Here is an 11,964-nt window from a genome sequence, read left to right on the forward strand (position 1 = left end):
ACGTGCGCAGTTGTACGTAAAACTGCCCGCAAACTGGCATTCCACGCACGGTCGCGGGGGGAGTGGCGGTGGCTGACGCGCGCCAGATTCTCGGACTGGCGCTGCCCGCCCTGGGCGTGTTGGCCGCCGAGCCGCTGTATCTGCTCTTCGACACCGCCATCGTCGGCCGGCTCGGCGCCCTGCCGCTGGCCGGGCTGGCGATCGGTGGGCTGATCCTGGGCGTGGTCGGGTCGCAGGCCACGTTCCTGTCCTACGGGACCACCGCGCGCGCGGCACGACACTTCGGCGCCCAAAACCGCGCCGCGGCCATCGCCGAAGGTGTTCAGGCCACCTGGCTCGCGCTGATGATCGGGGCCGCGGTCACCATCGCCGTTGAAGCCGCGGCGGTTCCGTTGGTGGCGGTGATCGCCGGCGGTGCAGCGACGGGCGCCGCCATCGCCGATGCCGCGCTGCCGTGGCTGCGGATCGCGATCCTGGGCGCCCCCGCGATCCTGATCTCGCTGGCCGGAAACGGGTGGATGCGCGGGGTGCAGGACACGGTGCGGCCGCTGCGTCACGTCGTCGCCGGGTTCGGGCTGTCCGCCCTGCTGTGCCCGCTGCTGGTGTACGGCTGGCTGGGGCTGCCGCAGTTGGGGTTGGCCGGCTCGGCGGTGGCCAACCTGACCGGCCAATGGCTGGCGGCGCTGCTGTTCTGTCGATCACTGTTGGTCGAACGGGTGTCGCTGCGACCGGATCCGGCGATACTGCGGTCCCAGCTGGTGATGGCCCGTGATCTGGTCGTGCGCAGTATGGCATTCCAGGCCTGCTTCGTGTCCGCCGCGGCGGTGGCCGCCCGGTTCGGTGTGGCGGCGGTCGCCGCCCATCAGGTGGTCCTACAACTCTGGACTTTCCTTGCGCTGGTTCTCGATTCGCTGGCCATCGCTGCCCAGTCGCTGGTTGGCGCCGCGTTGGGTGGCGGTGCCACCGGCGCGGCGACCGCGGTGGCGCGCCGGGTGACGGTTTTCTCGCTGGCGGCGGCGACGGTGCTCGCGGTGCTGCTGGGCGCCGGGGCTCCGATTTTGCCGAAGCTGTTCACCGACGATTTGTCGGTGCTGGACGCCATCGGCGTGCCGTGGTGGTTCCTGGTCGGTCAATTGCCGCTCGCCGGGATCGTCTTCGCACTCGATGGTGTGCTGATCGGCGCGGGCGATGCCGCGTTCATGCGCACCGCCACCGTCGTCAGCGCCCTGGTCGGGTTCCTGCCGCTGATCTGGCTGTCGCTGATCTTCGGGTGGGGGCTCGCCGGTATCTGGACCGGGTTGTCCACGTTCATCGTGCTGCGGTTGGTGTTTGTGGGCTGGCGGACGCTGTCCGGGCGCTGGGTCGTGACGGGGACGACCTAGCCGAGGTCAGGCGGCAAGGACCTGAGGCGCCGCCATCCGGCCGCCCTCGATGATGGCGTCGCTGATGGCGGCGGTCACCAACTCCGGCTCCTCGTGCAGAACCATGTGCCCGGCAGCCGGACGGTGAATCAGCCGGGCGCCGGCGATGCCGGCGGCCATGTCGCGGCCGTGCACGGCCGGGGTCAGGGTGTCCACGCCGCCGCTGATGATGGTGGTCTGCGCGGTGATGGTCGGCAGCGTCGCGTAGTGGTCGTAGATCTTCAGGCCCCGCATGAAACCGAGTTTGGTGGTGATCGGGGTGGTGTCGATCGCGCCGCCGAGTGACTCCTCAGCCCAGATCCGCAGCGCGCGTGACACCGGCTGGCCGAACGCCCGGACCACACCGTTCGCCAGCCGCGGGAACTGGTATCCGATGGCGCACACCGCGTCGGAGGCGCGGGAGCCCAGCAGACGCCCGATGCCGCGCTGGGCGAGTTTGCCGGCTGCCGTCGCCACCAGGACGATGCTGTGCGGTTCGACGGGGCGCAGATGGGCGGCCCGGCCCAGGTAGGCCAGCGCCGTCATACCGCCCAGCGAGTGGCCGACCAGGGTGAGGCGCCCCGTCACGTCCAGGGATTCCAGCACCACCGCGAGGTCATCGGCGAGCTGGTCGACCTGGTAGGTGCCGACCGGCGCGTTAGCGGAGGCGCCATGGCCGCGGTGGTCGTAACCGATCACCCGGATGTCGGTGCCCCATTCCGCGATCAGCTGCGCGATCTGGAGATTCCATGCGTCCTTGTTCATGCACCAGCCGTGCAGCAGGACGACGGTGTGGCCGGCAGTGCGCGACCCGTGTTCGCGGACCGAGAGGGCGACGCCATCGCGGGTGGTGACCGTCTGCGCGGAGACACCGGCTTGATTCATGGCGATTCCTCTCGGTCGGAGGCCGACGACGCGGCATCCTCTTCACTAGAAACCGTAGCAGCGCTACGAAAAGAAATATAGCAGCGCAACGATTAGCCACGCAATAGCGTGCTACCTGGGTTTTTAGCGTGCTTCCAGCCGCATCTGGCGTGGTTCAGGTCGGAATCTGGGCGCGAGAACGTCGCGTTCGTTCGGCTGACGGGCGCGGAATACGTGTCGAAGCCGTCTGAAACGTAGCAGTCCTACGGAAAGCGAAGGGCCGGGTCAGCGCACCTGGGTACGGCCCCGCTGCAGCACGGCGTCGCGGCTGGCGGCGACCGCATCCCCGTTGGTCTGGCGCATCCACTGTCGTGCCGAAGCCGCCTCGATCCAGAGCCCCGCGTTGATCTGTTCGTCGTCGATGCGGTGATAGGAGTCCAGCAGCGCGCGAACCGCGCGCTGGTTGTTGCCGACGATGGATCCCGCCACCTCGCGGGCCGCCGGTAGCAGCCGCTCGTGCGGCACCACCTCGGTGACCAGGCCGGCGCGCAGGGCGTCGTCGGCGGACAGATAGTCGCCGGTCAGGCTCATCCGCCGGGCCAGTCCCACCCCGACCCTCTGGGGCAGCCGCACCGACATTCCCCAGGTCGGCAGCAGGCCGACCCGCGCGTGGGTGTCGGCGAAGCGGGCCCGCTCGGAGGCGATCAGGATGTCGCAGTACAGCGCCAACTCCAGGCCCCCGGTGACCGCGGCGCCGTTGATCGCGCCGATCACCGGTTTGGTCATCGCCGGCCAGCGCGGCGAGATATCGGGCAGCGCGGACTGGTCGCCCAATTCCTTGAGGTCCAGCCCGGCACAGAACACCGGGTCGGCGCCGGTCAGGATCACCACATCGACAGCGTCGTCTGCTTCGGCATCTGCCAGGGCGCCGTAGAACCGTTCCCGCAGTGCGGACGACAGTGCGTTGCGTGACTGCGGCCGGTTCAGCGTCAGGGTGCGGACCCGATCGGTGGTGTCGATCAGCAGGATGTCGTCGGCGGCGCGTGTCATGGCTTCACCGTAACCAGTGGTCTCGACCTATCGTGGATGGCATGTGCCGCAACATCACCGAACTGCGCGGGCTCGAGCCGGCGGCCACCGCCGCGGAGATCGAGGCGGCTGCCCGCCAGTACGTGCGCAAGGTCAGTGGCCTGACTCGCCCGTCGGCCGCCAACACCGAGGCGTTCGAGATGGCTGTTGCCGAAGTCACGGCGACGACGACCCGTTTGCTGGATACGCTGCCGCAGCGGCGCCAGCCGCCCAAGACCGTACCGCCGCTGCGCCGGCTTGCGCCGCGATGATCCCTGCGCTCAAGGAGTGGAGCGCGGCGGTGCACGCGCTGCTGGCCGGCCGGCAGTCGATCCTGCTGCGCAAGGGCGGTATCGGCGAGAAGCGTTTCCAAGTCGCCGCCGACGAGTTTCTGCTGTTCCCGACGGTCGCGCACAGCCACACCGAGCGGGTCCGCCCCGAACACCGCGACCTGCTCGCATCGGCGGCCGACGACTGCACCGATGAGCGGGTGCTGCTGCGGGCAGCGGCCAATGTTGTTGCCGCGGTGCCGGTCAACCGTCCAGACGGGCTCACCGAGATCGCGGATCTGCACATCTGGACCGACGAATCGGTGCGTGCCGACCGAATGGACTTCCGGCCCAAACATCGGCTGGCGGTCTTGGTGATCCAGGCCGTGCCGCTCGTCGAACCCGTGTGGCTGACCCGCACCCCCGATTTCGCCGGCTGCACCAGTTGGGTGCAGGTTCCGGTCGCACCGGCGCTGGCCGCCCCGCTCGGCGACGGCGCCGCGTTAGCCGCTGTGGCCGCGCGCGTCCGCGCCGCCGTCGGCTGATATCGGTAGCAGCAGCCGGGAGCTGCCGAAGCGCACGGTGTGGGTGGCCGGTTGGAGCCGGCTTCCACTCGACTGCGCTTCGCCGGTGCCCAGGTTGCGGGCGTAACGCGGATGGCTGCCCCCGCCGATCATCACCCGGATCCGTGATCCGGCAGCGAACCGACGGTCGATGGCGTCGAGTTCGATCCGCACCGGGCCGTTGTGCTCCCGCAGTCGCCGGTAGCCGTCGCTGACGTTGACCGAGCGACCGCGGGGGTCGACCTCACTGATCCGGACGAACAGGTCGACGTGCGGGATGTCTGATGAGTGGGCCAGCTCCAGCACCGGGGTGCCGCAGACCGACAGATCCTGGGTCAGCGCCGCGCCGGTGAAGCTCAGCACGTCGTCACGGCGGGACAGCCGGCTGTCATTGCAGTATCCGCTGTCCGGCGACAGCAGGCGGCCGCCGATGGTGGGCGGGGGGTCGGTGGGGTCGAACCGGAACCTGGCCGATTCGGCGGATGTCTGGCCATCGGGTGCCGCCTCGCCGAGCGCACCGCCGGGTTGCAGGTACCAGGGCCGCAGGGTGCTGCGTGGTGGCCAATCCGGCAGATCACACCACCCGTGGCCGGTCCGGTAAACGCGGACCGGGCTGCGGCTGGGGGTATCCACGCCGCGAAGGTGGGTGTCCAGCCAGTGCAGCGACTCCGCGGTGACTCTGCTCAAACCGGTGGTCAGCATCTCGGTGTGAGTCCACGGCCCGATGGTCAGCGACACGTCGACTCCGCGCTCGCGCAGCCGCCGATACTGGGCCAGGGTCTGCTGCAGGAACAGGTCCTGCCAGCCGCTGAGCAGCAGGACCGGAATCTGCACCCGCTCCAACGCGGCCGGGCAGCGCAGCCCGTCCCAGAACGGGTCGTCCTCGTCGGGGTGTTCCAGCCACGATTCGAACCAAGGTGATCCGGTGCCGAGCAGGTTGCGGGCGGCCGTGCCCAACGGCAGTCCGGCGGCGGCGCGCGGAACCGTGCGTCGGCCGGCCAGCTGGTGCAGGCCGGCCCGCAGCCGCGGGCGCGCCTCCTGGTGCGCCATCAGGTTGCTCCAGCCGAGGAAGTCGTTGAGCGCGAACGACCCGGTGCCCCACGTCGACTCGTACAGATCGTGCGGCCCGACCGCGATGATCGCGGCGGCCAGTTCCGGCGGCGGATCCTGAAGTAATGCCCATTGGGTGAACCCCAGATAGGACAGCCCGATGGTGGCGAACGAGCCGGCGAACCAGGGCTGGGCGCGCAGCCATGCCACGGTGTCGGCACCGTCGTCGGCTTCGTTGACCATCGGTTCGAACGCGCCGCCCGAACCGAACGTGCCGCGCACGCTCTGCAGGATCACCCGGTAGCCGCGGGCGGCGTAAATCCGGCCGTAGGCCAGCGCGAACGGGAAGCCGCGGCCGTAGGGACAGCGAACCAGCAGCGTGCCGACCGGTTCACCGTGCGGCTGGTAGTGGTCGGCCAGCAGGGTGACGCCGTCGCGCATCGGGACGCGCTCGCGGCTCACCGTGTATCGGGTGGTGGGCGCAGGCAGCCGCAGAACGCGGCTCAAGGCGGTGTTGGTGAGGTGGCGGGCCGTCCCGCGGCGCCGGCTGGCCACCATCTCAGAAGACGTAATGCGGCGACAGTTGCTGGGCCCGCATCATGTTTTCCGCCGGGCAGTCGACGTCGGGCTCGGAGTAGGTGGGCGCGTAGTACAGCGCCTGCTGGATCACCCCGTAGCTGGTCTTGAAGGTGACCATGCAGGAAACCCACCACCGGTTGTTCCAGTCGGTGGGCTTCATCACCCAGTACTGCGCGGCCCGGTGCCCGTTGATGGTGGTCTCGACGGCGTCGGCCGGCAGCGTCTGCTCGTAGGTGCGCCAGATGATCGGCTCGACGGCGACCTGGTAGTTGCCGGCGTCGAACTCACACCGTTTGGCTTCCACCGGCTTGGGCGGGGTGTAGGCCAGGCCGAGGCCCGCGATCACGTCGAAGGGGATGTCCTCGCAGGCGTCGAACGGGCGCGGGTTGGTGGTGTTGACCGCCGGGCTGCTGGGCGGCGCCAACGGCACCGCGGTCGACCGCAGCTCCACGCCGCCGTCGGTGCGTCCGCTGGTTGTGGTGCCCTGGAAGACCAGGATGATGGCGAAGGCGAGCGCGCCCAATACCGCGAACAGACGCACCCTGGAAACCATGACCCACCTCACATCGCCGACTACCTGCCGGGAGTGTACAAGCCGGACGAGAACCTGTTCCAGTTTTGGGCCCAACCCCACCGGTTAGGCTGGGTGGTTGTGGGAACCCGGGAGTCGACGCGCACGCACCGCCCGACGCTGTGGGCGATCTCCGATCTGCACACGGGTCACTCCGGCAACAAGCCGGTCACCGAGTCGCTGTACCCGTCCTCTCCCGATGACTGGTTGATCGTGGCCGGGGACGTCGCCGAACGCACCGACGAGATCCGCTGGTCGCTGGATCTGCTGCGCCGCCGCTTCGCCAAGGTGATCTGGGTGCCGGGCAACCACGAGCTGTGGACCACCGGCAAGGACCCCAAGCAGATCTTCGGCCGCTCGCGTTACGACTACCTGGTCGAGATGTGCGACGAGATGGGGGTCATCACACCCGAGCACCCGTTCCCGGTATGGATCGGGGAGGGCGGCCCGGCCACCATCGTGCCGATGTTTCTGCTCTACGACTACACGTTCCTGCCTGCCGGCGCGACCACCAAGGCCGAGGGGCTGGCGGTCGCCAAGGCGGCCAATGTGGTGGCCACCGACGAATACCTGCTGTCGTGTGAGCCCTACGCCACTCGCGATGCCTGGTGCCGCGACCGGCTGGCGGCCACCCGCAAACGGCTTGAGGATCTGGACTGGATGGTGCCGACGGTGCTGGTCAACCACTTCCCGATGGTCCGTGAACCCTGCGACGTGCTGTTCTATCCGGAGTTCTCGCTGTGGTGTGGAACCACCGAGACCGCCGACTGGCACACCCGGTACAACGCGGTGTGTTCGGTGTACGGCCACCTGCACATTCCGCGCACCACCTGGTACGACGGCGTGCGCTTCGAAGAGGTCTCGGTCGGCTATCCGCGGGAATGGCGGCGGCGCAAACCGTATCGATGGCTGCGCCAGATACTGCCCGACCCGCAGTACGCGCCCGGGTACCTCAATGATTTCGGCGGTCACTTCGTCATCACCCCGGAGATGCGGTCGGCATCGGCAGAATTCCGGGACCGACTGCGCCAGCGGCAGTCCCGATGAGCCCGCTGCTGGATGGGGTGCTGCTGCCACGCGGTACCCGGGTCGCCTCGGCCGAGTTCTACGACGACCCTCCCGAAGCTCGTCCGATGCCCGAGGAGGAGCCGCTGATCGCCAAGTCGGTCGCCAAGCGGCGCAGCGAGTTCATCACCGCCCGCTACTGCGCGCGGCTGGCACTGCAGCAGCTCGGAGTGCCGCCCGCGCCGATTCTCAAGGGAGAGAAGGGTGAACCGCGCTGGCCGGAGGGCATCGTGGGCAGCCTGACGCACACGGCCGGCTTCCGTGGCGCGGTCGTCGGCCGGGCCTCCGAGGTGCGTTCGGTGGGTATCGATGCCGAACCGCACGACGTGTTGCCCGACGGCGTCCTGGATGCGGTGACGCTGCCGGTGGAGCGCAACGAAATCTCCGCGCTGCCGGCTGATCTGCATTGGGATCGGATCATGTTCTGCGCCAAGGAGGCGACGTATAAGGCCTGGTTTCCGCTGACGCAGCGCTGGCTGGGCTTCGAGGACGCCCACATCACCTTCGATGTTGACGATGCCGCAACCACGGGTGGGTTCGTCTCCGAGATTCTGATCGACCCCGCGGCGCGGTCTGGTCCTCCGCTGACACGGCTGGCCGGCCGGTGGTCGGTGGCCGGCGGCCTGGTCTTAACAGCGATCGTCCTGTGAGCGGTCCGGTCCCGGCCGGTCTGGTCATCGTCGACAAGCCCGCCGGTATGACCAGCCACGACGCGGTGGCGCGATGCAGGCGAATCTTTGCCACCCGCAAGGTCGGCCACGCCGGCACCCTGGACCCGATGGCCACCGGCGTACTGGTGATCGGGGTAGAACGCGCCACCAAGATCCTCGGCCTGCTGACCACGGACGCCAAATCGTACGCCGCCACCATCCGGTTGGGGCAGACGACCTCCACCGAGGATGCCGAAGGCGAGATGCTGCAGCAGGTTTCGGCGGCAGACGTGACCGGAGATGCGATCGAGGCGGCGATCGGCGGGCTGCGGGGCGACATTGCGCAGGTACCCTCGGCGGTCAGCGCGATCAAGGTGGGCGGCAAGCGTGCCTATCAGCTGGCCCGCGAAGGTCAACAAGTCGAGCTGGCGGCCCGGCCGGTGCGTATCGACCGTTTCGACGTGTCGGCCCTGCGGCGCTGCGGTGAGCTGGTCGACCTCGATGTCGAGGTGGATTGCTCGTCGGGTACCTATATTCGTGCGCTGGCCCGCGATCTGGGCGCCGAACTGGGCGTCGGAGGGCATCTGACCGCATTACGGCGCACCCGATCCGGACGATTCGACCTGGACCAGTCCCGCAGCCTCGAGGAACTGGCCGAGTCCCCGCAGCTGAGCTACACGCTGGATGCAGCCTGCCTGCAAGCGTTTCCGCGGCGCGAACTCAGTGCCGAGGAGGCGGAAGCGACCGGGCACGGGCGGCCCCTTGCGATCGCCGGGATCGAGGGGATTTACGCGGCAACCGATCCGAACGGACAGGTGATCGCGCTACTCGAAGATGCCGGCAACCGAACCAAATCGGTGGTCGTCATCCGGCCGGCGACACTTTAGCGGCGGTCGCAGACTCGGCTTCCAGCACTCGTTCGGCCTGGTTGGCCTCATGCACCACAATGGATCCCGCCACGTCGTCCAGCGCAACCTCGAGCATGTGCGCGATCAGTCGGACCGCCAACGGCTTTGCCCGCGCCACATTCTCGGCGATGGGACCCCAGCCGGGCTCGGTGAATCCCGACGCCGCGAACGGCTGCCACACGTCGTCGACATAGGCGTCGAGGAACAACCGCGCAATCGCGCGCTGATGAAACTCGACCTCGGTGAGCACGGTGACCACCCGATCCAGTGAAATTCCCACCTCGGTAAGGCCTTCGAGCAGATCCAGTGTCGCTTCATCGCGTGTCGAAAGGTCAGCATCGCCGGTCATCAGACCCAATCGGGCCAGTGCGCTGACGGTGGTGTCACCGAGACGATCGGTGAGTTCCTCACGAGTCAGCGTCGCCGACCGCCGGCTGGAGAACGGTGTGAGCACCTCGGACGCCAGCTGGCGGATGTCGGTTTCATCGGCAGCGCTGGCCTGGATCAACCGACGGATCAGATCCAGCGGAAGGCCCTCGGTATGCAGCTTCCGCACCCGCTGGATGCGGGTCACATGCTCCTCGGAGTACACCCCGATTCGGCCCCGGCGGGTAGGTGGCGGCACCAACCCCTGACGTTGCCACTCCCGGATGTTGCGCGACGACATGGCGACGCGCTGAGCCAGCTCGTCGATCGTCATCTCGGTGGCGTCTGCAGACATCATCAGCCACTATGTTAACGCTATTGTCCGTTACAGAAAGTTCCGTTACGGTCGGATGTGCATCGTTCTTGGGCGAGAACGGAGGACCGGTGAGCCTCAGACATGACGTCGCACTGGCAACCTCGGTGGCGAAACCCGTGGTGGACAGCCTGTACGCCAACATCAGCACCGACCTGGCGGCCAAACTCAAGCACCGCGCGTACCCGGGCATTCCCGAGACCTCGTTCGACCCGTTCGATCCGGCGACCGCCGCCGATCCGTACCCGGGCTACCGCGAGTTGCTGGCCGGCCCACGGGTCCGCTACAACCGCCGCCGGAACATATTCGTGCTGAGCCGCTACGACGATGTCCGTGCGGCGGCGCGCAACGATGCGGTGTTGTCCAGTCGGGAAGGGGTGACCCGGGCCCGATTCGAGGTCCCGGTGCTGCTGAACATGGATCCGCCTCGGCACCCGGAGTTGCGGCGCAAGGTACAGCCCGCGTTCGCCCGCGGTGCGCTCAGCAGCTGGCAACCGGTCGTGGATCAGCTGGCCACCGAGTTGGTCGGCGAGCTGCTGGCCAATCCCGGCGCGGAGATGGTGAGTCGGCTGGCGGTACCGATGCCGATGCGGATGATCGCTCACATCCTGGGCATCCCGCCCGACGACCAGGATTTCTTCCGGTACTGGTCCAACGAATGCGTTCGGGTCGCCAACATCCAGCTCACCCCCAAGGGGTTGTGGCAGATGCTGCCCACCCTCAACGGCGTCCGCCACCTGCACGCCTACTTCCACAGCCGATTCCGCACCGGCGAATTACTGGGGTCCGGCACATTGCTGGGCCGTCTGATCGACAACGCCGACACCGGCGCGATCACCCATTTGGAATTGTTCTACTTCGCCCTGCTGTTGCTGTTGGCCGGCAACGAGACCACCACCAACCTGCTGAGCACCATGTTCTTGACGCTCGCGGAGAACCCCGACCAGTTCGAGGTGATCCGTCGGGACCCCGACACGCTGCTGGGCAGCGCCATCGAGGAGCAACTTCGGTATTCGTCGCCGATCCAAGGGTTCTACCGCACGGCGAAAGTCGACTACCGGATAGGGGAGGCCACCGTTCCGGCCGGCGCCCGGGTGGCGCTGTTGTGGGGTGCGGCCAACCGCGACCCGCGCCAATTCGACCGGCCGGACTCCTATCTCGCCGACCGGAATCCGTCCCACGTCGCCTTCGGCTCCGGTATCCACCTGTGCCTGGGTGCCGGACTGGCCCGGATGGAGGCGCGGGCCGTCCTGCGTGAACTGGTGCAGCGCGTGCAGCGCATCGAGGTGATCGGCACGCCGCGATGGACCACCAACTCGTCGTTGCGCGGGCTGGAGGTGTTGCGGGTGACTCTCACCCCGCTGTCACCCTGATCTGCAAACATACATTCTGTGTTGTATCTATCCTCTAGCGCGTTTCGGCATGTATGGTTGACCAGCCGATTCGGGAAGGGGATGGCGATGGCGACCGGCGTCGACGACCAGCGGGTGCGGCGTACCCAGGCGGAGCGCAGCGCCGCCATGCGAGTGCGCCTGCTCGACGCAACGGTGGAGTGCCTGGTGTCCTACGGCTATGCCGGCACCACCACGCCGCGCATCGCCGAGCTGGCCGGGGTCACCCGCGGCGCTCAGATCCATCATTTCCGCTCCAAAGAGGATCTGGTCGCGGCAGCGATCGAGCATCTGGCTCAGCAGCGAGCCCAAGCCGCGATCCGTGAACTGGGCCGTGTGCAGTCCAGCCCCGATCCGGTGTCGACGGTGCTGGACTTCCTGTGGGAGGCCCATCAGGGACCGTTATTCATTGCCACGATGGAACTTTGGGTGGCTTCACGCACCGATAGGACACTGGCGCGGCACATTGAACGCGTTGAGCCCGTCGTCAACAGCACGCTGATCGCGGCCATCGCCCAACTGATGCCCGAGCACCCTGAGCCCAAGGAGCTCCGCAACATCGTCTACACGGCGATGGATGCGCTGCGCGGCATCCTGGTCGCCAACTTCGTCGACGACGATCCCGAGCGCGCCCGGCGCCGGTGGGACCGGGCGTCGGCGCACGTCCGCCAGATCGCCGCCGGCGTGTTGCCGGCCGCACTGTCCGACTGATCCAGGCCCACTCGCCCGCCCCGCGTCGCGACACCTAACCGGTTGCGACGAGACGCCGGGGCGTGTCGCAGTGGTTTAAGCCTCGAGGCAACAGGTCGTGCGCTTGGACCCGTCGCCCGCCCTTGCAAAGATGCAA

13 protein-coding genes are annotated in these 11,964 nt (G+C 68.0%); 8 read left to right on the plus strand and 5 right to left on the minus strand.

Annotated elements, in window-relative coordinates:
* Positions 1-68 precede the first annotated feature (68 nt).
* Positions 69-1,382, plus strand: coding sequence for an MATE family efflux transporter (locus AC5Y36_RS09490; RefSeq protein WP_500040626.1), 1,314 nt, complete (start codon positions 69-71; stop codon positions 1,380-1,382).
* A gap of 6 nt (positions 1,383-1,388) precedes the next feature.
* Here the strand turns inward: AC5Y36_RS09490 and AC5Y36_RS09495 are convergent, their stop codons facing one another.
* On the minus strand, positions 1,389-2,285 hold the full coding sequence (locus AC5Y36_RS09495; protein WP_500040627.1) for an alpha/beta fold hydrolase: 897 nt from the start codon (positions 2,283-2,285) through the stop codon (positions 1,389-1,391).
* A gap of 264 nt (positions 2,286-2,549) precedes the next feature.
* Complete coding sequence (locus AC5Y36_RS09500; RefSeq protein ID WP_500040628.1) at positions 2,550-3,314, minus strand: enoyl-CoA hydratase; 765 nt, start codon at positions 3,312-3,314, stop codon at positions 2,550-2,552.
* A 41-nt stretch (positions 3,315-3,355) separates the two neighbouring features.
* Here AC5Y36_RS09500 and AC5Y36_RS09505 point away from each other — a divergent pair, with 41 nt between their 5' ends.
* On the plus strand, positions 3,356-3,604 hold the full coding sequence (locus AC5Y36_RS09505; protein WP_500040629.1) for a DUF2277 domain-containing protein: 249 nt from the start codon (positions 3,356-3,358) through the stop codon (positions 3,602-3,604).
* Positions 3,601-4,146 (plus strand): DUF1802 family protein, encoded by a 546-nt coding sequence (locus tag AC5Y36_RS09510; protein ID WP_500040630.1) that lies wholly within the window; start codon positions 3,601-3,603, stop codon positions 4,144-4,146. The genes AC5Y36_RS09505 and AC5Y36_RS09510 overlap by 4 nt, the downstream gene beginning before the upstream one ends.
* Here the strand turns inward: AC5Y36_RS09510 and AC5Y36_RS09515 are convergent.
* Positions 4,105-5,772, minus strand: a complete 1,668-nt coding sequence (locus AC5Y36_RS09515; RefSeq protein WP_500040631.1) for a CocE/NonD family hydrolase — start codon at positions 5,770-5,772, stop codon at positions 4,105-4,107. The genes AC5Y36_RS09510 and AC5Y36_RS09515 overlap by 42 nt on opposite strands.
* A 1-nt stretch (position 5,773) precedes the next feature.
* On the minus strand, positions 5,774-6,346 hold the full coding sequence (locus AC5Y36_RS09520) for a DUF3558 domain-containing protein (RefSeq protein WP_500040632.1): 573 nt from the start codon (positions 6,344-6,346) through the stop codon (positions 5,774-5,776).
* Between the two features lie 93 nt (positions 6,347-6,439).
* On the opposite strand from AC5Y36_RS09520, the gene pptH reads away from it, so the two are divergent.
* Genes pptH through truB form a run of 3 tightly spaced genes read left to right on the plus strand, consistent with a single transcriptional unit; the run spans position 6,440 to position 8,966 of the window.
* Positions 6,440-7,411 (plus strand): ACP phosphodiesterase PptH, encoded by a 972-nt coding sequence (gene pptH, locus AC5Y36_RS09525; protein ID WP_500040633.1) that lies wholly within the window; start codon positions 6,440-6,442, stop codon positions 7,409-7,411.
* On the plus strand, positions 7,408-8,079 hold the full coding sequence (gene pptT, locus AC5Y36_RS09530; protein ID WP_500040634.1) for a 4'-phosphopantetheinyl transferase PptT: 672 nt from the start codon (positions 7,408-7,410) through the stop codon (positions 8,077-8,079). Before pptH ends, pptT begins: the two co-directional genes overlap by 4 nt.
* Positions 8,076-8,966 (plus strand): tRNA pseudouridine(55) synthase TruB, encoded by an 891-nt coding sequence (gene truB / locus AC5Y36_RS09535; RefSeq protein WP_500040635.1) that lies wholly within the window; start codon positions 8,076-8,078, stop codon positions 8,964-8,966. Before pptT ends, truB begins: the two co-directional genes overlap by 4 nt.
* On the opposite strand, the gene AC5Y36_RS09540 is transcribed toward truB, so the two are convergent.
* A complete protein-coding gene (locus AC5Y36_RS09540) occupies positions 8,944-9,711 on the minus strand; it encodes a MerR family transcriptional regulator (protein ID WP_500040636.1) in 768 nt (255 codons plus the stop codon). The genes truB and AC5Y36_RS09540 overlap by 23 nt on opposite strands.
* Before the next feature lie 86 nt (positions 9,712-9,797).
* Here AC5Y36_RS09540 and AC5Y36_RS09545 point away from each other — a divergent pair, with 86 nt between their 5' ends.
* Entirely contained in the window at positions 9,798-11,099 is a 1,302-nt protein-coding gene (locus AC5Y36_RS09545) for a cytochrome P450 (protein WP_500040637.1), read from the plus strand.
* Positions 11,100-11,186: 87 nt separating this feature from the next.
* On the plus strand, positions 11,187-11,828 hold the full coding sequence (locus AC5Y36_RS09550; protein ID WP_500040638.1) for a TetR/AcrR family transcriptional regulator: 642 nt from the start codon (positions 11,187-11,189) through the stop codon (positions 11,826-11,828).
* Positions 11,829-11,964 lie beyond the last annotated feature (136 nt).

This window comes from Mycobacterium sp. NGS50, from assembly GCF_059812545.1.

Bases quoted from the DNA above. Each gene is read 5' to 3' on its own strand.
- AC5Y36_RS09550 (WP_500040638.1), top strand. From the start codon at position 11,187: ATGGCGACCGGCGTCGACGACCAGCGGGTGCGGCGTACCCAGGCGGAG.
- pptT (WP_500040634.1), top strand. From the start codon at position 7,408: ATGAGCCCGCTGCTGGATGGGGTGCTGCTGCCACGCGGTACCCGGGTC.
- AC5Y36_RS09540 (WP_500040636.1), bottom strand. From the start codon at position 9,711: ATGATGTCTGCAGACGCCACCGAGATGACGATCGACGAGCTGGCTCAG.
- AC5Y36_RS09495 (WP_500040627.1), bottom strand. From the start codon at position 2,285: ATGAATCAAGCCGGTGTCTCCGCGCAGACGGTCACCACCCGCGATGGC.
- AC5Y36_RS09520 (WP_500040632.1), bottom strand. From the start codon at position 6,346: ATGGTTTCCAGGGTGCGTCTGTTCGCGGTATTGGGCGCGCTCGCCTTC.
- AC5Y36_RS09505 (WP_500040629.1), top strand. From the start codon at position 3,356: ATGTGCCGCAACATCACCGAACTGCGCGGGCTCGAGCCGGCGGCCACC.
- AC5Y36_RS09510 (WP_500040630.1), top strand. From the start codon at position 3,601: ATGATCCCTGCGCTCAAGGAGTGGAGCGCGGCGGTGCACGCGCTGCTG.
- AC5Y36_RS09500 (WP_500040628.1), bottom strand. From the start codon at position 3,314: ATGACACGCGCCGCCGACGACATCCTGCTGATCGACACCACCGATCGG.
- AC5Y36_RS09515 (WP_500040631.1), bottom strand. From the start codon at position 5,772: ATGGTGGCCAGCCGGCGCCGCGGGACGGCCCGCCACCTCACCAACACC.